Source organism: Sulfitobacter sp. AS59 (assembly GCF_038899995.1).
Classification (GTDB): Bacteria; Pseudomonadota; Alphaproteobacteria; order Rhodobacterales; family Rhodobacteraceae; genus Sulfitobacter.
The window spans coordinates 223,455-243,149 of the sequence record NZ_JBBMQK010000004.1 but is presented as its reverse complement, the minus strand read 5'-3'; the positions used below and the strand labels follow the sequence as shown (position 1 = coordinate 243,149).

17 protein-coding genes are annotated in these 19,695 nt (G+C 59.0%); 10 read left to right on the top strand and 7 right to left on the bottom strand.

Annotated features, from left to right (window positions below):
- Positions 1–11: 11 nt before the first annotated feature.
- The 8 genes from WNY39_RS11275 (at position 12) to WNY39_RS11240 (ending at position 10,882) form a co-directional block, all read left to right on the top strand.
- Positions 12–1,403 (top strand): aminotransferase class III-fold pyridoxal phosphate-dependent enzyme, encoded by a 1,392-nt coding sequence (locus tag WNY39_RS11275; protein WP_342845648.1) that lies wholly within the window; start codon positions 12–14, stop codon positions 1,401–1,403.
- A 136-nt stretch (positions 1,404–1,539) separates the two neighbouring features.
- The gene (locus tag WNY39_RS11270; RefSeq protein WP_341233178.1) at positions 1,540–1,797 is read left to right on the top strand and encodes a glycine zipper 2TM domain-containing protein; all 258 of its coding nucleotides are present in this window, start codon (positions 1,540–1,542) and stop codon (positions 1,795–1,797) included.
- A gap of 119 nt (positions 1,798–1,916) precedes the next feature.
- Positions 1,917–3,380: a PLP-dependent aminotransferase family protein gene (locus tag WNY39_RS11265; RefSeq protein WP_342845647.1), complete on the top strand. Its 1,464-nt coding sequence runs from the start codon at positions 1,917–1,919 to the stop codon at positions 3,378–3,380.
- A 99-nt stretch (positions 3,381–3,479) separates the two neighbouring features.
- A complete protein-coding gene (xsc, locus tag WNY39_RS11260; RefSeq protein ID WP_342845646.1) occupies positions 3,480–5,258 on the top strand; it encodes a sulfoacetaldehyde acetyltransferase in 1,779 nt (592 codons plus the stop codon).
- 3 nt (positions 5,259–5,261) lie between these two features.
- Positions 5,262–6,362 (top strand): acetate/propionate family kinase, encoded by a 1,101-nt coding sequence (locus WNY39_RS11255; RefSeq protein WP_342845645.1) that lies wholly within the window; start codon positions 5,262–5,264, stop codon positions 6,360–6,362.
- Complete coding sequence (locus tag WNY39_RS11250) at positions 6,359–9,187, top strand: molybdopterin oxidoreductase family protein (protein ID WP_342845644.1); 2,829 nt, start codon at positions 6,359–6,361, stop codon at positions 9,185–9,187. The genes WNY39_RS11255 and WNY39_RS11250 overlap by 4 nt, the downstream gene beginning before the upstream one ends.
- A 76-nt stretch (positions 9,188–9,263) precedes the next feature.
- On the top strand, positions 9,264–10,010 hold the full coding sequence (locus WNY39_RS11245) for a 4Fe-4S dicluster domain-containing protein (RefSeq protein ID WP_342845643.1): 747 nt from the start codon (positions 9,264–9,266) through the stop codon (positions 10,008–10,010).
- Positions 10,010–10,882, top strand: a complete 873-nt coding sequence (locus tag WNY39_RS11240) for a DmsC/YnfH family molybdoenzyme membrane anchor subunit (RefSeq protein WP_342845642.1) — start codon at positions 10,010–10,012, stop codon at positions 10,880–10,882. Before WNY39_RS11245 ends, WNY39_RS11240 begins: the two co-directional genes overlap by 1 nt.
- 58 nt (positions 10,883–10,940) lie before the next feature.
- Here WNY39_RS11240 and dapA read toward each other — a convergent pair whose 3' ends face one another.
- Positions 10,941–11,816, bottom strand: coding sequence for a 4-hydroxy-tetrahydrodipicolinate synthase (dapA, locus tag WNY39_RS11235; RefSeq protein WP_342845641.1), 876 nt, complete (start codon positions 11,814–11,816; stop codon positions 10,941–10,943).
- 120 nt (positions 11,817–11,936) lie between these two features.
- Between dapA and WNY39_RS11230 the strand changes: the two genes are divergently transcribed.
- Positions 11,937–13,910 (top strand): transglycosylase SLT domain-containing protein, encoded by a 1,974-nt coding sequence (locus WNY39_RS11230; RefSeq protein WP_342845640.1) that lies wholly within the window; start codon positions 11,937–11,939, stop codon positions 13,908–13,910.
- On the opposite strand, the gene WNY39_RS11225 is transcribed toward WNY39_RS11230, so the two are convergent.
- The gene (locus WNY39_RS11225) at positions 13,875–14,774 is read right to left on the bottom strand and encodes a DMT family transporter (RefSeq protein ID WP_342845639.1); all 900 of its coding nucleotides are present in this window, start codon (positions 14,772–14,774) and stop codon (positions 13,875–13,877) included. The two genes, WNY39_RS11230 and WNY39_RS11225, sit on opposite strands and share 36 nt — an antisense overlap.
- Complete coding sequence (gene mnmD / locus WNY39_RS11220) at positions 14,771–15,442, bottom strand: tRNA (5-methylaminomethyl-2-thiouridine)(34)-methyltransferase MnmD (RefSeq protein WP_342845638.1); 672 nt, start codon at positions 15,440–15,442, stop codon at positions 14,771–14,773. The genes WNY39_RS11225 and mnmD overlap by 4 nt, the downstream gene beginning before the upstream one ends.
- A 61-nt stretch (positions 15,443–15,503) precedes the next feature.
- On the opposite strand from mnmD, the gene WNY39_RS11215 reads away from it, so the two are divergent.
- Positions 15,504–16,535 (top strand): FAD-binding oxidoreductase, encoded by a 1,032-nt coding sequence (locus WNY39_RS11215; RefSeq protein ID WP_342845637.1) that lies wholly within the window; start codon positions 15,504–15,506, stop codon positions 16,533–16,535.
- Positions 16,536–16,549: 14 nt separating this feature from the next.
- On the opposite strand, the gene WNY39_RS11210 is transcribed toward WNY39_RS11215, so the two are convergent.
- From WNY39_RS11210 to WNY39_RS11195, 4 genes are all read right to left on the bottom strand, one after another.
- A complete protein-coding gene (locus tag WNY39_RS11210; protein ID WP_342845636.1) occupies positions 16,550–17,095 on the bottom strand; it encodes an NADPH-dependent FMN reductase in 546 nt (181 codons plus the stop codon).
- Between the two features lie 111 nt (positions 17,096–17,206).
- Positions 17,207–17,875 (bottom strand): OmpA family protein, encoded by a 669-nt coding sequence (locus WNY39_RS11205; protein WP_342845635.1) that lies wholly within the window; start codon positions 17,873–17,875, stop codon positions 17,207–17,209.
- A gap of 118 nt (positions 17,876–17,993) precedes the next feature.
- Positions 17,994–18,869, bottom strand: coding sequence for a bifunctional helix-turn-helix domain-containing protein/methylated-DNA--[protein]-cysteine S-methyltransferase (locus tag WNY39_RS11200; protein ID WP_342845634.1), 876 nt, complete (start codon positions 18,867–18,869; stop codon positions 17,994–17,996).
- A gap of 60 nt (positions 18,870–18,929) precedes the next feature.
- The gene (locus WNY39_RS11195) at positions 18,930–19,559 is read right to left on the bottom strand and encodes a Hint domain-containing protein (protein WP_342845633.1); all 630 of its coding nucleotides are present in this window, start codon (positions 19,557–19,559) and stop codon (positions 18,930–18,932) included.
- Positions 19,560–19,695 lie beyond the last annotated feature (136 nt).

Below are 19,695 nucleotides of genomic sequence, written 5' to 3'. Positions count from 1 at the left end.
AAGGTCAGCCAATGGACGGTACATTCAATGAGAACGATATCTCTCGTATTGTAGAGGTTGACCGCGCCCATATCTGGCACCACCTAAGCCAGCATAAACCCTATGAAACCACCGATCCCCGCATCATTGTCGAGGGCAAAGGCATGCGGGTCTGGGATCAAAAAGGCAAAGAGCATCTGGATGCCGTGTCGGGCGGCGTGTGGACCGTTAACGTCGGCTATGGCCGCGAAAGCATTGCCAACGCCGTGCGCGACCAGCTGATCAAGCTGAACTATTTTGCGGGTTCTGCCGGGTCGATCCCGGGGTCGATCTTTGCCGAAAAGCTGATCGAGAAAATGCCGGGGATGAGCCGCGTTTACTATTGCAACTCGGGCTCCGAAGCAAACGAAAAGGGCTTTAAGATGGTCCGCCAGATCGCGCACAAGCGCTATGGCGGCAAAAAGCACAAGATCCTGTACCGCGACCGCGACTATCATGGCACGACAATCGCGTGTCTGTCGGCGGGCGGGCAGGACGAACGCAATGCGCAATACGGCCCCTTCACCGATGGCTTTGTGCGCGTGCCCCATTGCCTTGAATATCGCAAATTCGAACAAGAAGGCGCGCCCGATGAAAACTATGGCGTTTGGGCTGCTGATCAGATCGAAAAGGTCATCCTTGCCGAAGGGCCAGATACCGTTGGTGGGCTATGCCTTGAACCCGTAACAGCTGGCGGCGGCGTGATCACCCCGCCTGATGGTTATTGGGAGCGCGTGCAGGAGATTTGCCGCAAATATGATATCCTGCTGCATATTGACGAGGTCGTCTGCGGCGTGGGCCGCACCGGCGAATGGTTCGGCTATCAGCACTACGGCATTAAGCCAGATATGGTGACGATGGCCAAAGGCGTCGCCTCGGGCTATGCCGCCATCGCCTGTCTTGTGACCACCGAAGAGGTGTTCAACATGTTCAAGGATGATGCCGCCGACCCGATGAACTATTTCCGCGATATTTCGACCTTTGGCGGCTGTACGGCTGGCCCCACTGCGGGCATCGAAAACATGGCGATCATTGAACGCGAAAACCTGCTGCAAAACACCACCGATATGGGCCACTATATGCTTGAGCAGCTGGAAGAGCTGTCCGACAAATACCCGGCCATCGGCCAAGTCCGCGGCAAAGGTTTGTTCCTGGGCGCAGAGCTGGTCGAAGACCGCAACACCCGTGCGCCGGTCGCTGAAAAACTCGTACAGGCCGTCGTTGCCGATTGTATGGCGCAAGGGGTGATTATCGGGGCGACCAACCGGTCCTTGCCGGGCAAGAACAACACGCTGTGTTTCAGCCCAGCATTAATCGCCAAGAAAGATGATATCGACGAAATCATCACAGCGGTTGATAACGCAATGGGCCGCGTGTTCGGCTAAGGGCACCTTGTGATGTGATGCGCCCACAAACGGGGCGCATCATGCTTGCTCAGCCATTTATTGCCGATGCTAAAAATACGCTGGAACTATTTCTGCCATGCTGCGTTTAACCTATGAACCTAACTTGGAGAATATCATGAAAAAGTTTCTGTTGATTCTGCCACTGCTCGGCGCAGTTGCCGCCTGTGACACACAAAACCAATCCGCTTTGACCGGTGCCGCCGCGGGTGCTGCCTTGGGTGCCGTCGTTTCCAACGACAGCGACCGCGCAAAAGGCGCTGTTTTGGGTGGCTTGGCTGGTGCAGCTGCTGGCGCATATGTTGGCCGTGGCGCGAATGGTCAGTGCGTTTACCAAAACTCTGCCGGTCAGCGTTACACGGCCGCTTGCCCATAAGCATTTTTGCTTAGCAAACCGACATTTAATCAGGCCTCGGCATGCGCCGGGGCCTTTTTCGTTGCCCCATCGGGTAATGCCAGATTGCGCCGCGCCTAAGTCCAGCTTAGGTTGATGCCATGGCGCTTCCCGTTGAAACATTCTTTCTGCATCCCGATGCACAGGGCACCCTGCAGCAGCAGATACAGCAAATGATCGCCCAAGGGATTTTGACCGGGCGCTTTGGCACGGGTGAAAAACTACCCTCCACCCGCAGCTTGGCGCGCCATCTTGGGATCAGCCGCATTACGGTGACGATTGCCTATACTGAACTGCTGGCAAATGATTATCTGACCTCCAAGGGGCGGTCAGGCTATTACGTTTCTGAAAACGCGCCCGCCCCACCACAATTCACCCCTGCCGCAGATACGCCCGACGCCGTCGATTGGGCGCGCGCAATCGGCCAGCGGTTCAGCGGCGGCGTCACGCCGGTCAAACCGCAAGACTGGGGAAAGTATCGCTATCCCTTTATCTACGGCCAAGCGGACCCAACGCTATTTGATCACGCAAATTGGCGGCTTTGCGCGCTGCAGGCCTTGGGACAACGCGATTTCACAGCGCTCACCACCGATTACTATGATCAAGACGACCCCAAGCTGATCGAATTCATCGCGCGCCATTCCCTGCCCCGGCGCGGCATCTCGGCGCGGCCTGAACAGATATTGATCACGCTTGGCGCGCAGAATGCGCTGTGGCTGACGGCCCAAGTTTTGCTGACACAGCGGCGCCGCGCCGCGCTTGAAGACCCCTGTTACCCTGCGCTTCGCGATATCCTGACGCAATCGCGCTGCCATGTGTCCCCCGTGCAGGTGGACCACGAAGGGTTAATTCCCGACGCGATCCCTGATGATACCGATGTGATTTTCACCACCCCCAGCCACCAATGCCCGACGACAGCGACCATGCCGATGGCACGGCGGCGGGCCTTGCTGGAAAGGGCCAGCGCATTGGACGCGTTGATTGTCGAAGATGATTACGAGTTCGAGATGTCGTTTCTGAAATCGCCCTCGCCGTCGCTCAAGTCGCTCGATCAGGACGGGCGTGTGATCTATGTGGGCAGCTTTTCCAAATCGCTGTTCCCCGGCCTGCGCCTTGGATACCTAGTCGGGTCCGAGCCGTTTATTCGCGAGGCACGCGCCCTGCGTGCCTCTGTGCTGCGCCACCCGCCGGGGCACATCCAACGCACTGCCGCCTATTTCCTATCGCTTGGCCACTATGACGCGCTGGTTCGCCGGATGAGCAATACCTTGCACGACCGCCGCACGGTGATGGAGGACGCGATCAAGGCCAATGATCTGCAAATCGCGGGGCGCGGTGCCTATGGCGGATCTTCCTTTTGGATGCGTGCGCCCGACCATCTCCGCACCGATGATCTGGCCATGCGGCTGCGGGCAAAATCCGTGCTGATCGAACCCGGCGCGCCGTTTTTTAATGGCGACGCCCCGCCGCAAAATTATTACCGGCTGGCCTATTCGTCGATCCCGTCCGCCCAGATCGCGGCTGGCATTGCCCATGTTGCCCAAGAAATTCGCGACATGGGCTAAACTGGCCTTATCCAGCACCCCTTGCTGGCCCTAACCCGTACCTGCCCCAACCCCTACTGTGCAGACAACTCAAAATCACCGCCAAGGATGCCCCCAGACATGAAGATGACCACCGAAGAAGCTTTTGTGAAAACCCTTCAGATGCATGGCATCGACAACGCGTTTGGGATTATCGGGTCCGCGATGATGCCGATCTCTGACATTTTCCCCGATGCGGGTATTACGTTCTGGGATTGCGCCCACGAGGGCAGCGCCGGCATGATGGCCGACGGCTTTACCCGCGCGACCGGCAAGATGTCGATGATGATCGCGCAAAACGGTCCGGGCATCACCAATTTCGTGACGGCTGTGAAAACCGCCTATTGGAACCACACGCCCTGCCTTTTGGTGACACCCCAAGCCGCGAACAAGACCATCGGCCAAGGTGGCTTTCAAGAGATGGAACAGATGAACCTGTTCGCCGATTGCGTCGCCTATCAAGAAGAAGTCCGCGACCCGTCGCGCATCGCTGAGACGCTGAACCGCGTGATCATGCAGGCCAAACGTGCGTCAGCCCCGGCGCAGATCAACGTGCCGCGTGATTTCTGGACCCAAGTCATCGACATCGATCTGCCCGCGATTGTCGCGTTTGAACGCCCTTCAGGCGGCGAAGTGGCCATCGCCAAAGCGGCAAAGCTGCTGTCGAATGCCAAATTCCCCGTGATCCTGAACGGCGCTGGCGTGGTGCTGGCGCAAGGCGGGATCGAGGCGAGCAAGCTGCTGGCCGAACGCCTGTCCGCACCTGTTTGCGTCGGCTATCAACATAACGATGCTTTCCCGGGCGGGCACCCCCTGTTCGCGGGCCCCTTGGGCTATAACGGGTCCAAAGCAGGGATGGAGCTGATCGCGAAAGCCGATGTCGTGCTGGCCCTTGGCACCCGGTTGAACCCGTTTTCGACGCTGCCCGGCTATGGCATGGACTACTGGCCAGCCGATGCGAAAATCATTCAGGTCGACATCAACCCAGACCGCATCGGCCTGACCAAAAAGGTCAGCGTCGGTATTGTCGGCGATGCAACCAAAGTCGCGACTGCGCTGCTGGAAAACCTGTCCGGCACCGCTGGCGACGAAGGGCGCGAGGATCGCAAAGCCACCATTGGCGCGACCAAATCGAAATGGGCACAACAACTGTCCGGCATGGACCACGAAGACGACGATCCCGGCACCAGCTGGAACGAACGCGCGCGTGCGGATAAACCCGACTGGATGAGCCCCCGCATGGCGTGGCGTGCGATCCAATCGGCGCTGCCTGCCAATGCCATCATCTCGTCCGACATCGGTAACAACTGCGCCATCGGCAATGCCTATCCGTCGTTTGACGAGGGCCGCAAATACCTTGCCCCCGGCCTGTTCGGCCCTTGCGGTTATGGATTGCCTGCTATCGTGGGGGCCAAGATCGGCTGTCGTGATGTCCCTGTCGTGGGGTTCGCCGGTGATGGTGCATTCGGCATTTCGGTTAACGAGCTGACGGCGATCGGTCGCGGGGAGTGGCCCGCGGTAACCCAAGTGGTTTTCCGCAACTATCAATGGGGCGCGGAAAAGCGCAATTCGACCCTGTGGTTCGATGACAACTTTGTCGGGACCGAGCTGGACGAAGATGTATCCTATGCCGGGATCGCGCAGTCTTGTGGCCTGCAAGGTGTCATCGCCCGCAATATGGACGAACTAACCGCCGCACTGAACAAGGCGATCGATGATCAGATGCACCACGGCAAAACCACCCTGATCGAGGCGATGATCAACCAAGAGCTGGGTGAACCCTTCCGCCGCGATGCGATGAAGAAACCTGTGTCGGTTGCGGGTATCAGCAAAGATGACATGCGCCCGCAGACGGTCTAGCACGTGCCTGACAGCCATATCCTTGTGATGAATGCAGGGTCGTCGTCGATCAAGACGGCCCTGTTTGACGATAACCTGAACGAAATCCTGCGGGTCGAGGCCACGGGCATCGGCGTCACAGGTGCCGTCAAAATCGGGTCGGCGGCTGCACCCGCCGACCTGCCCGACAATGCCGCAGCGCTTGCCGCGATTTTTGCCGCGTTGACGCAACAAGGCATCTCTCTCACCTCGTTACGTGCTGTCGCGCACCGCGTGGTCCATGGCGGCACCACGCTGACCGCAGCCAGCCGCATCACGCCGCAGGTTCGCCAAGCCATCGCGGACTGCGTCCCGCTTGCCCCGCTGCACAACCCGCATCATCTCGCAGCGATTGACGCGGTCGCGGCCCTTGCGCCCGACCTGCCGCAATGCGCCAGTTTCGACACGGCGTTTCATGCCACGATCCCCGACGTCGCCCGCCGCTATGCCTTGCCTGACCGGCCCGACCTGCAGGGTCTGCAACGCTACGGTTTTCACGGCACCAGCTATGCCGCCCTTGTGCGCGCCCTGCCCCAGCAAAGCGGCACACTGCCGAAACGATTGCTGGCCTGCCACCTGGGCAACGGCGCGTCGCTTTGCGCGATCCTTGACGGGCAAAGCGTGGCAACAACGATGGGTTACTCTCCGTTGTCCGGCCTAACCATGGGCACGCGGGTCGGCGAGATTGACGCAGGTGCCGTACTACGCCTTGTCGGGCAGTTAGGGCTGGATGAGACTGATACCTTGCTACAACATCAATCCGGCCTGCTCGGCCTGTCTGGCCTTAGCTCAGACATGCGCAAGCTGGAAAACAGCGACAGCCCGAAAGCGGCCTTTGCCATCGATCATTTCTGCTATTGGGCCGGGCGACAGGCCGGGTCCATGATTGCGGCCATGGGTGGGCTGGATGCTGTGGCCTTTACCGGTGGCATCGGTGAAAATTCGGCCCGCATTCGGAACGGCATTCTTGACAAGCTTTCATGGATGGGAAACTTTCCCAGCTATACCGTTGAGGCGCAGGAAGAAATTCAGATCGCTCGCGACGCCCGCACCCTTCTGAACGCTGATCAAAGAGAGCAAGAATGATGCATAAGCAACCCGTTCTTGACCTTAGCCCACCCGTTTCGGACGAAATTAGCAAGACGACTTGCTATATGTGCGCCTGCCGCTGCGGCATCAACGTGCATATGAAAACCAACGCTGATGGCGACATGAAGGTCGCCTATATCGAGGGCAACCGCGACCACCCCATCAACAAGGGCGTGCTGTGTGCCAAGGGCAGCGCGGGCATCATGCAACACAACGCGCCCGCCCGACTGCGCAAACCACTAAAGCGTGTAGGCGAACGCGGGTCAGGTGAATTCGAGGAAATCGAATGGGACGAGGCGTTGCAGATCGCGACCGATTGGCTTGCGCCCTTGCGCGCCAAAGCACCTGAAAAGCTGGCGTTCTTTACGGGCCGCGATCAATCGCAAAGCTTCACCTCGTTCTGGGCACAGAATTTCGGCACACCAAACTATGCAGCGCACGGCGGCTTCTGCTCCGTCAATATGGCAGCGGCTGGTATCTACACCATGGGCGGCGCGTTCTGGGAATTTGGCCAACCCGATTGGGACCACACCAAGCTGTTTATGCTATTCGGCGTGGCCGAAGATCACGACAGTAACCCCATCAAAATGGGCATCGGCAAGATCAAAGCGCGCGGCGCGCGGGTCATCGGCGTGAACCCGATCCGAACGGGATATAACGCCGTGGCGGATGATTGGGTCGGCATTACGCCGGGCACGGACGGGCTGTTTATCCTGTCGATGGTGCATTGCCTGATGAAGGCGGGGCGCATGGATCTGGACTACCTCGCTCGGTTCACCGATGCGCCGGTGCTGGTCAATGGCGATCCCACGTCGGACCAGCACGGACTATTCCTGCGCGATGTTGATGGCAAACAACAGGTGATCTGCCGCAACACGGGCAAGCTGACCGCCTTTGACAAACCCGGTGTGCGCCCCGATTTATCCGCGACCCATGTCGTCAATGGCGTCACCCATCGCCCCGTTTTCCACCACATGGCCGAAAAATACCTAAGCGACGATCACGCCCCCGAAGCGGTCGCCGACCGCTGCGGCATTCCCGCGCCCCGCATCCGCGCCATCGCCGCCGAAATCGCCCGCGTCGCCTTTGAAGAGGCATTCGAGCTGGACCATGAATGGACCGACTTCCGTGGTGATGTGCACAAGACCATGACTGGCCGGCCCGTGTCGTTCCACGCCATGCGCGGGATTTCCGCCCATGCCAATGGTTTTCAGACCTGCCGCGCGCTGCATATGTTGCAAATCATCCTCGGCACGGTCGAGGTCCCCGGCGGCTTTCGTTTCAAACCACCCTACCCCAAACCCGCCACGGCCCATCCCAAACCCCATTGCGGCGTGACGCCCGACCAACCGCTCGACGGCCCGCATCTGGGCTTTGTCCAAGGCCCCGACGATCTGGCGCTAAAGGATGACGGCAGCCCCGTGCGCATCGACAAAGCCTTCACTTGGGAAAACCCGATGAGCGCCCACGGCTTGATGCATATGGTGATCTCGAACGCCCATGCGGGTGACCCGTATAAAATCGATACGCTGTTCATGTATATGGCCAACATGTCGTGGAATTCGTCGATGAACACCGGCGGCGTCATGAAAATGCTGACCGACAAAGATGACAACGGCGACTATGTCATCCCGCGCATCATCTACTCCGACGCCTATTCCTCCGAAATGGTGGCCTTTGCCGATCTGATCCTGCCAGATACGACCTATCTGGAACGTCACGATTGTATCAGCCTGCTGGACCGCCCGATTTGCGAGGCTGACGCCGCAGCCGATGCAATCCGCTGGCCGGTTGTCGAACCCGACCGCGACGTGCGCGGCTTTCAATCGGTGCTCTGTGATCTTGGCGCGCGGCTTGGCCTGCCCGGTTTTATCACCGAAACGGGCGCGCAAAAATATGCGGATTACGCCGATTATATCGTTAACCACGAACGCCGCCCCGGCATCGGCCCGCTCGCCGGTTTTCGCGGAACGGATGGCACCCAAGTCGGGCGCGGCGCTCCGAACCCCGACCAGCTGGACCGCTATATCCAGAACGGCGGCTTCTTCACCCACCACATTCCCGATGGCGCGCAGTACTATAAACCTTGGAACAACGCCTACCAAGATTGGGCCGTGGAAACCGGCCTTTTTGATGCGCCCCAACCCTATCTGTTTTCGCTTTATGTCGAACCCTTGCGCCGCTTTCAGCTGGCCGCCGAAGGCCACGGCGATCGCCAGCCCCCAGACCACTTGCGCGACCAGATCAAACAGACGATGTCACCGCTGCCGATCTGGTACGAGACCGACCAACAGGGCAACGAGGGTTTCACCATCACCGCCCTTACCCAACGGCCCATGGCGATGTACCACAGCTGGGGCAGTCAAAACGCATGGCTGCGCCAGATCCACGGCCACAACCCGCTGTACCTGCCAACCAAACTGATGCGCGAAAACGGCTTGCAAGACGGCGACTGGGCCTGTGTGACATCCCCACATGGACAGATCACCGTGCCAGTCCTCGAAATGGCCGCGCTGAACGAAAACACCGTCTGGACATGGAACGCCATCGGCAAACGCAAAGGCGCTTGGGCCCTCGACGATGCCGCACCCGAAGCAACCAAAGGCTTCCTACTGAACCACCTGATCCATGAGCTCCTGCCGCCCAAGGGCGACGGCCTGCGCTGGTCCAACTCGGACCCGATCACAGGCCAGGCCGCTTGGTTCGACCTCAAAGTCAAGATCGAGAAAACCACCGCCCCGACCGAATCCAAACCCGTCACTCCCAGACAAAAATCACCCGTCCCAGCCGCACCGAAAAACATCGCGTGGAAATCCAGATAACCCCTTCTCTGGCTCTTAAATATCCCGGGGGCATGGGGGCTGGCCCCCACTCCGCCACCAGCAAAGCAAACCGCACATGACCGAACTGCCAAAAACAACACAGAAAAAACTCGGCCTCGTGATCGATCTGGATACCTGTGTCGGCTGCCACGCCTGCGTGATCTCGTGCAAAGGGTGGAACACAGAAAACTATGGCGCGCCGCTGTCTGACCAAGACGCCTATGGCGCGGCCCCCTCGGGCACTTTCCTGAACCGCGTGCACAGTTACGAGGTCCAGCCCGACACTGGCCCCGCGCAGCTGGTCCATTTCCCCAAATCCTGCCTGCATTGCGAGGACGCGCCTTGCGTCACTGTCTGCCCCACCGGGGCCAGCTACAAGCGCAGTGAAGACGGGATCGTGCTGGTCAATGAAAGCGATTGCATCGGTTGCGGGTTATGCGCGTGGGCCTGTCCCTACGGCGCGCGCGAGTTGGACCAAGCCGCTGGCGTGATGAAGAAATGTACCCTCTGCGTTGACCGCATCTATAACGACAACCTGCCCGAGGAAGACCGCATTCCCGCCTGTGTGCGCACTTGCCCGTCGGGCGCACGACATTTTGGGGACTTAGGCGACCCAGATAGCGACGTCAGCCAGTTGGTCGCGGAGCGCGGCGGCGTTGATCTGATGCCCGAACAAGGCACCAAGCCGGTCAACAAATACCTGCCCCCCCGGCCCAAAGATCAAATGCCTGAAATTGATGTGCTTGCCCCCTTCCTCGCCCCGATAGACCAAGAACCCAAAGGGTTCCTTGGCTGGCTTGACCGTACTTTGGATAGGCTCTGATGCACCCTGCACCTTCCGTCATATTTTTCAGCGTATTTTCCGGGCTTGGGTTCGGGCTGTTGTTTTGGCTGGGACTGGGCTGGCCCTCGCCGACCGGCGTTGTGGCTTTCGTCTTTTTCGCCATCGCCTATCTGCTCGCCGTTGGTGGGCTGATCGCGTCCACCTTCCATCTGGGCCGCCCCGAACGCGCGCTCAAGGCGTTCAGCCAGTGGAAAACCAGCTGGCTCAGCCGCGAGGCGATCTGCGCCGTGGCAGCGTTGCTGCTGATGGCGGTTTACGGGGGCGGGGCCGTGTTCCTAGACCAGCACTGGCGCGTTATCGGCGTTCTGGGGGGCGTGCTGTCACTTGGCACCGTCTTCACCACCTCGATGATTTACACGCAGCTCAAGACGATCCCACGTTGGCACAGCCCCCTGACCCCGTTGAATTTTCTGTCGCTTTCCATTGCGGGCGGCGCATTGCTGGCAGGGCAAGTCACTTGGGCGCTGTGGCTGATCGTCATCGCGGGCGGCATTCAACTGGCGACGTGGATCATCGGCGACACACGCTTTGCGGCCTCGGGCACCACCCTCGCTACGGCGACGCAATTGGGTCAGATCGGCACCGTACGCGCGTTCGAGCCGCCGCACACCGGCACCAATTATCTATTGCGAGAATTTGTCTATGTGATCGGGCGCAAACATGCTTTCAAGCTGCGCGTTATTGCCTTGCTGCTGATGACCATATTGCCGGTCATCCTGCTGCTGATCCCGTTTTCACATGCCGCTGGTGGGTTAGCGGTTCTTGCGCATGTGGCAGGCGTGTTAACCGCCCGCTGGCTGTTCTTTGCCCAAGCGGAACATGTGGTCGGATTGTATTACGGCAAACGTTAAAATGGCGGCGCAGGGTGAGATTACACCTCGCGCCGCCATAGTCTAAAAACTGCGTGTATTAGTTCATCAATCCGGCGTGACGCAGACCGGCATTTACCAATGCCTTGGTTCCATCCGTCAGGGGCACCAGCGGCAAACGCACCTCGTCCGAACACAAACCCAGCTGGGCCATCGCGTATTTCACACCGACCAAGCCCGGCTCGGTAAAGATCGCCTTGTGCAATGGCATCAAAGCATCCTGAATTTTCAACGCAGCGGCATAATCACCCGCAAGGCAATGCGCCTGCATCTGGCTGATTAGCTTGGGCGCGACATTCGCCGTTACCGAAATACATCCAACGCCGCCTTGGGCGTTGAACCCGTGTGCTGTGGCATCTTCGCCCGAAAGCTGGATGAAATCAGGCCCGCACAGCATCCGTTGGTCACAGACCCGCGCCAGATCACCGGTCGCATCCTTGACACCGATGATGCGCGACAACTTGGCCAGCTCGGCCATGGTCGCGGGCATCATGTCCACAACCGAACGGCCGGGAATGTTATAGATGATGATCGGCAAACCGCAGGCTTCGTGGATCGCGGTGAAATGCGCGATCAGCCCCGCTTGGGTCGGCTTGTTATAGTATGGCGTCACCACCAGCACCGCATCAGCCCCGACGCTTTCGGCGTGCTTGGCCAAACGAATGCTTTCAATTGTGTTATTCGATCCCGCGCCTGCGACAACAGGGATACGCCCGGCAGCGGCCTTAACCACTTCGGCGACGACGGTTTCATGTTCGGCATGGGTCAGCGTGGGCGATTCACCGGTGGTACCAACAGGCACCAGCCCGTTCGATCCCTCGGCGATGTGCCACTCAACCAGTTTCTTGAGCGTGTCCAAATCCAGCGCGCCGTTCATGAACGGCGTGACGAGTGCAGGCAGAGAACCTTGTAACATATGCACGCTCCTTTTCTTGCGTTGCTGGGCAGGCGCCCGGTTGCTGATTGGCGGCAACGTGAGTTGAAACCCACCCGCCTTACAGTATGCTGCATGGCTGTAGCCTTTGATCACTAGGAAATGCAAGAGATGACACGCGCCGCCCTGACGCTGATACTGCTATTCACCCTTGCGTTCCCGGCACTGGCGGAGCGCCCGCGCCCGCTGGGATGGGCGATGGACGCTGTCCGGGCGGGCAATTGGGACAATGCAGCGCGTATTGCACAGCGTGATGGTGCAGTGGCCAAAGATATCGTCGAATGGCACCGCCTGCGCGCCGGTCTGGGGACTTACGAAGATGTCATGGCCTTTCTAAAGCGTCGCCCAGACTGGCCGGGAGAGCCTTATCTGCGCATGAAATCCGAAGATGCCGTGGTCGCCCATGGTGACGCGGCTGTGCTTGCGTTCTTTGCAGGTCGGCCCCCGCAAACGCCCATCGGGGTGCTTGGCCATGCAACCGCCCTTAGGAACGCGGGGCGTTCGGGTGAGGCGGATGCACGGCTTGTTCTTGCGTGGCGCACAATGCCGATGGACGCGGTTTCACAAGCCTTGTTTATCACTGCCCATGAACCTTTGCTAAAACCCCATCATGCTGCCCGTCTGGATGAACTGCTTTGGCAGGGCGATCACGCAGGCGCGCGGCAAATGTTTGATCTGGTGGGTGGCGCTGATCGCTCACTGGCTGAAACCCGCATTGCCCTGCAAAACCGCCAGGACGACGTGAATAAACTGATCAATGCCCTGCCCGCCCGCATGGGTGGTGACCCGGGCCTGCAAAAAGACCGATTTGAATGGCGTATCCGCAAAGGGTTCGAAGACAGCGCCAAAGATTTGTTGCTGTACCAATCCATCAGCGCCGACGCCCTTGGTCAGCCAGAGGCGTGGGCAAACCGTCGCCGTGCACTGGCACGCGATGACATGCGCAATGGCAACCCCAAGCGCGCCTACCAAATGGCATCGCAGCATTTTCTTGAGAGCGGATCAAATTTCGCCGATCTTGAATGGCTGTCTGGCTATATCGCACTGCGGTTCCTTAACGATCCCAGGCGCGCTTTGACCCATTTCAAGGCGCATGACGGTGCCGTAGAATCCCCAATCAGCCAAGGGCGCGCAGGTTATTGGCAAGGACGCGCCCTGCAGGCCATGGGCGATGCGGAAGGGGCCGCCAAGGCCTATGCCCAAGGGGCGAAATTTCAGTCGTCGTTCTATGGATTACTGGCAGCAGAACGGGGCGGATTGCCCTTTGATCAAACATTGGCGGGGGAAAAACCAACGCAGGATTGGCGCAGCTCCGCTTTGGCCCGCGCGCCGTTGTTTCAAGCGGGAATGTTGTTGCAAGCGTCTGGAGAGTTGAGCCTGGCAGAGCGGTTTTGGACCCATCTGGCAGAGCAGTTGATCGAAGATGATGCCGCCCTGCTGGGTCAGGCCGCGATTGATATGAAACAACCGCATCTGGCAGTGATGATCGGCAAGCGGGTTGCACAGCGTGGCATTACGATTGCCGCGCCCTATTACCCGCTGCACCCCGCAATCAAGCTGGACCTGAACATGGCCCCAGAAATGGTGCTGGCCATTGCCCGGCGCGAAAGCGAATTTGACCCCGTCGTGCAAAGCCATGTGGGGGCCCGTGGATTGATGCAATTAATGCCGGGCACCGCAGATGATGTGGCGCGGGATCTGGGGATCAGCGATTTACACACCACGGACCGGCTGACCGCCGACCCAGATCATAATGCGCGACTGGGGTCGGAATACCTGTCACAAATGGCGAAACGGTTTAACGGCAACGTCGTTATGATGTCTGCCGCCTATAACGCCGGCCCAACCCGCCCCGCACGCTGGATGGATACCTATGGCGATCCGCGCGAAGGCGACATTGATATCGTCGACTGGATCGAGATGATCCCGTTTCGCGAAACCCAGAACTATGTCATGCGCGTCACCGAAAGCTTGCCCGTCTATCGCGCGCGGCTTGGCAAAGACCCCTTGCCGCGCCCCTTTACCGAGGAGCTGATCGGCTCAACGCTGCTGTCTTTCACGCCAAAAGGTGAATAGCCCTGCCGCCACAATCAACGCCGCACCAACGGCCACATTGGTGCGCACGTCCTCGCCAAAGATGCTGATGCCGATGATGCTGGCAAAGACCAGTTGCAGATAGGCAAAGGGTTGAACCGCGCTAGCCTCGGCGACCTCGTAACAGCGGATCAGCAACCAATGACCGGTCACCCCAGTGATGCACAGGCAGCCCATGAATATCCAGTCGGTGGCGATCATCGGTTCCCAGAACCAGATCCCCGCCGCTGTCATCGCGATTGATCCCGTGACCCCCGTCCAGAAAAAGCTGGTTGCGGTTTTGTCCTTGCGGCCCACATAGCGGGTCAGCAGGCCGTAAACCGCAAACATGGCCGCCGCGATCAGCGGGATGATTGCAGCTGGGTTAAAGACATTCATGCCCGGTTGCAGAATGATCAAAACGCCGATGAACCCCACACCAATCGCCGACCACCGCCGCCAGCCGACGCTTTCGCCCAGAACGGGGCCAGACAGCGCCGCGACCAACAGCGGATAACAGGTAAAGACCGCATGGCTTTCCACCAGTCCAAGGATGGTAAAGGCAACAATCATCACGCAAATCTCGGCTGCCAGCAGCAGCCCGCGGATGGCTTGTAGAACCGGCTGGCTGGTCTTGGCCGCAGCGCGCAGACCGCCCGCATGCCGCTTGGCAATGGCGATCACAAAGGCGGCAAAGAACCAATAACGAATCATCACCACCATCATCACGTTGTATTCCGACGCCAAATGCCGCGACAGTCCGTCTTGGACCGCAAAGACAAAGGTCGTCAGCACCATCAAGGTGATGCCAAGCGGGATGTTGTTCGATTGGGCCAATGCGGCCGCTTTGTTGGTGGCGCGGCTCATGTGCGCACCGCCTGTGTCATGTGGCGTTTACGGCCATACCCTTGGGTGCGTTGCACCGCGAAACCCGCCGCCTCCAGCGCCCGTCGGACTGCCCCCGCCGCCGTATAGGTCGCCGCCGTTCCGAACGGCCCCGTGTGCCGGTATATGTCATGCAGCAAGTCAGGCTCCCATAGCTCGGGGTTTTTGGCAGGCGAAAACCCATCAAGGAACCACGCATCGGCCAAGCCGTGCCAGCGCGGCACGGTTTGGCGCGCGTCACCAATGATCACATTCACCTCAAGCCCAGGAAATGACATTTCGCCACCCTCTGGCCTCCAGGCGTTCAGCAAAGCGTCGCGCCTGCCATCAAAATCGGGAAAGGTTTGGTGCGCCTGCGCCATGTCTTCACGCGACATCGGATAGGCCTCGAACGAGGTGAAGCTGAGCGTGCCGCGCTGACCCGACTGCACCCAAGCGTCCCAGACCACCAGCAAATTCAGGCCCGTGCCAAACCCCAATTCACCAATGCGAAACCCGTCGCGGAACCTGCGGGGCAGGTCATTGCCTTGCAAAAACACATGGCGGGTTTCCGCGACACCGTCCTCGAGACTGAAATAGGGATCATCAAATTTGGTCGACACCGGAACGCCGTTTTCTTTCCATTCGATATCAGCTGTCTGGTTCTCCATGCGGCGGCCTTGTGCTATCGGAAGTTTTGAAAACACTGCGCAAAAACGGCAAGGATTAGCAATGGTCGAAATCACGATACGCGGCGCAGGAATTTTTGGCCTGTCGGTGGCCTGGGCCTGCGTCAAACGTGGCGCGACCGTTCAGATCATCGATCCGTTTGGCCCCGCCTCCGGTGCCAGTGGCGGAATCGTCGGCGCATTGGCCCCGCATGTGCCCGAGAAATGGAGCGCTAAGAAAGCGTTTCAGCTGGACAGTCTTTTGATGGCTGAAACCTTCTGGCGCGAGATTGAGGCGATAGGCGGCACCCCTTCCGGATATGCGCGCAAGGGCCGCTTGCAGCCGATCATGAACGACCGTGGCGTAGAACTGGCACAGCGCCGTGCGAAAGCGGCCCATGAATTCTGGCATGACAACGCAGTTTGGCACGTCGTGCAGGCCACGGGTGCCGATTGGGAGCCGACAAGCCCGACCGGCTGGTTGATATACGACAGCCTAAGCGCGCTGATACACCCCCGCCATGCTTGCAATGCTTTGGTAAAGGCTTTGGCGGCAAAGGGCATAACGGTAAAAGCCGAAGGCGACGATCAGGGGCAGGTTTTATGGGCGACCGGCGTCGCTGGATTGACCGAGATGTCGGCCACATACGACCGCGTTGTCGGTGCGGGAGAAAAGGGGCAAGCCGCGTTGCTGGCCCATGACGCGCGTGGATTGCCGCAACTGTTTGCCGATGGTGTGCACATCATTCCGCACAGCGATGGCACCGTCGCCATCGGATCAACGACCGAGCGGTATTTCGACGCCCCCGATCAAACCGATGCGCTGTTGGATGACGTCATCACACGCGCCCGCGTTGCGGTGCCAGCATTGGCAGATGCGCCGGTCATCGACCGCTGGGCCGGATTGCGCCCGCGTAGCCATAGCCGCGCGCCGATGCTGGGGGCGTGGCCTGACAAACCCGGACAGTTTATCGCCAATGGTGGTTTTAAAATCGGTTTCGGCATGGCCCCAAAGATCGCCGAGGTCATGGCCGATTTGCTGCTGGACGGGCGCGATGTGATCCCCGATGGGTTTCGGGTGTTAGACAATTTTTAGCTGTCTCTGAAAACCTACTTGCGATCAATCTCGGCTCGCAGCGATAACATCAATTGCGTTAACTCTTTTACATAAATCTCGCCCGTCAAACGCCCGTTCTCGTCAAACGCGTTAGAGCTGTTGGCCAGATGGATTTCAGGGCCCTGCAAAATGCGCGGGCGAAACGGCACCATGAAACTGCGCAAAATCAACTGCGCGCGTTCGCCGCCGGCACGACCCGCCGCAGCGGACATAACGGCCAGTGGCTTGCCATCCCAAGGCTTGCTTCCCACCCGACTGATCCAGTCCAGCGCGTTTTTCAAAACACCCGAGGGGCCTTTGTTATATTCAACGGTCGAGATCAGGATCGCATCAGCACCCGCGATCTGATCTGCGGCTTTCTGCACCACGGCCGGAACACCAGTCGCCGCTTCATCATCAGCGTCATAAAGCGGAAAGCGGATATCCACTTCGGCATAATCGCAAGGGCCGAAAAGACGGGCAGCCTCGGCCAACAGCATCGAATTTGTAGACCCTTTACGTAGTGATCCAGAAAATCCGATAAGTTTCAAATTGGCCATTCCAGCAATCCTTTGGGTAAAAACACTTTCACATAAAGTGTTCCATTACCCCGAAAAAGCAAGAGGCCCCGGTGGTTACCGAGGCCTCTCTTACTTAAATCTCAGGCGATCTTAGGACGCGTTGGGCAGAATGACGATCTCAACCCGGCGGTTCTGTGCTTTGCCGCTTGCGTTCAGATTGCTTGCAACTGGCTGGCTTTCGCCCCGGCCAATCGCGCGAAGACGGCTGCTTGGGACGCCTTTGTTGATCAGCACGTTCGCCACAGCGCGCGCACGGCCTTCGGACAGTTGTTGGTTATAGGACGCATCGCCATCGCTATCGGTGTGCCCGATAATTTGCAGCGTCGAGTTGCTGTAAACGTTCACGTTACGCGCCAATGCGGCCAGATCATTCTGCATGCCAGCCTGCACGGTTGTGCTGTCTGTGGCGAACAAGATGTCTTGGGGCAGGGTCACGATCAGGCGGTCACCTGTGTTCGTGATGATCACGTTGCTGTCCAACTGGCGACGCAAATCCGCCTCTTGCTTGTCCAGTGAATAGCCAACGCCAGCACCGATGGCACCACCGGCCAACGCACCGACCAAAGCTCCATCAGCGCGGTTACCGTCGCCTTTGGACAGGGCACCGATGACGGCACCAGCGCCTGCGCCGATCAAGGCACCGTTGCGGGTTTTAGCGTTTGGATCATTGGGGTTACCGCCGATTGGACCCGGTTCACAAGCACTAAGGGCAAGCACACTGGTCAGGGCGACGGCGATTGTGGTTTTGGAAAATGTCATAGTCTCTTTCTGCCTTTGTTGGGGCCCCGTTCGGGCGAGGCATATCACCCTTTAACGCCCTATACGAAGTCAGGTTCCCAAGAAAAACATTTTGGCAAAGCTTTCGGCGCTAAGCCGCCTATGCGCCCGCATCCGCGCGGGCAGATTCATAGGCCAACAGCGCCCGCTTGACCGGAATCCCCCAATGATACCCCCCCAAACCGCCCGATTTTCGCAGGGCGCGGTGGCAGGGGATCAGCCAGCTGATCGGATTGCGCCCAACGGCGGTGCCCACAGCGCGCACGGCTTTGGGCGTGCCGATCGTTTGCGCGATCTCGGAATAGGTTGTGACATTGCCCGACGGGATGCTTAACAACGCCTCCCACACTTTTATCTGGAAAGGTGCGCCAATCAGATACATCGGGGCTTTGTCCCCACTGCCCACCCGCGCGCCAAATGCGGTTTGCACCCAATCATGCAAAAGGTCTGGGTTTTCGACAAAGGTGGCACCGGGCCAACGGCTGCGCAAATCCTCCATTGCCTCGGTTTCCCCGGTCTCGGCCGAGAACGCGAGGCCGCAAATGCCCCGATCTGTGCCCATCACCAATGCCGGACCAAAGGGGCTGTCGAACCACCCCCATGAGATTTCCAGCCCCGCGCCTTTGCGGGCGAACTCGCCAGGGCTCATCGCCTCCCACCTTAGGAAAAGATCGTGCAACCGCCCTGACCCCGACAGCCCCAGTTCATGTGCCGTCCCAAGGGTGGTAAAGCGGTCACGTAACAGATCTTTGGCGTGATCCAGCATCAGGTATTGCTGATACCGTTTCGGCGACACCCCCACCCAGCGCGAAAAGAGACGCTGAAAATGGGGGGCGCTCATCCCCATTTGGTCTGCAATCTGGTCAAGCGCCAAGGGATCAGAGGCGTGATCGATCAAATCAATTGCACGGCGCATCACACCATAGTGGTAGCCATCATCAGGGGCGCGAGTCGGGGATGTAAGAACTTGTATCATGCCGCCAAACTAGGAGCTGCGCTTTGTTCAAGCGACCCGAAACTTGCGCCAAATTAATATTTACGCGGCAAGCAGATGCAAAAGAGTTTCCTCAGGGCTGAGCAAATTACGCAAAAAACCGGCCTCTTCTTTGCTTAGACAGGTACGCGGGGACGTGGAAACACCATCAAAGACCTTGCTTGCCCGGCGCAGTTCCGGGCTGACATCCAGCATCGACGCCGTATCGCGGCCCGTGGTTTCCGCCCAAATGCCGCAGGTCATAATCAGATCGTGATGCTCTGTTATAATGTGGTGATAGCTTAGCGCAGGCGCGCCCATCTCAAAGCGCGGCGTCGACCGTCGGGACAACGCACCAATTTCAGCCATCGCTTCGGTATGACCGAAATGCCGCGCCACATGATGTGACGCAACCAGCACGTTGTGATGTGGCGACAGGCGCAGGGGTTCAACCAGCCCTTCGGGTGCGACGTTTTCCCTGGGGCGCAGATGCACGGGCGATGGCAACGGCAGGCCGTCTGGCCCAATGCCGCGGGACCGCTTGATCGCCAAGATCGGTTGTGCGCCGCGGTCGCGGGTGATGACGTGATCGCCCGATTCCAACCATTCCACCGGCAGTTCGCCATCCAACGTCATAATCATCGCGCCCGGACCGAAACCTGAAACCTTTGAAAACATCGCTTCAACTGCCATTACCCATTCCCCTATTACTGAGGGCTACCGCCCATTGCACATTACCAGCCTACTGCCCGTGCCCCCAATCTAGCGAACAGAATGTGCAAATTAGGTAAACGACCATTCTTGAACGCGCCCAGCCTTGCCCTGATTG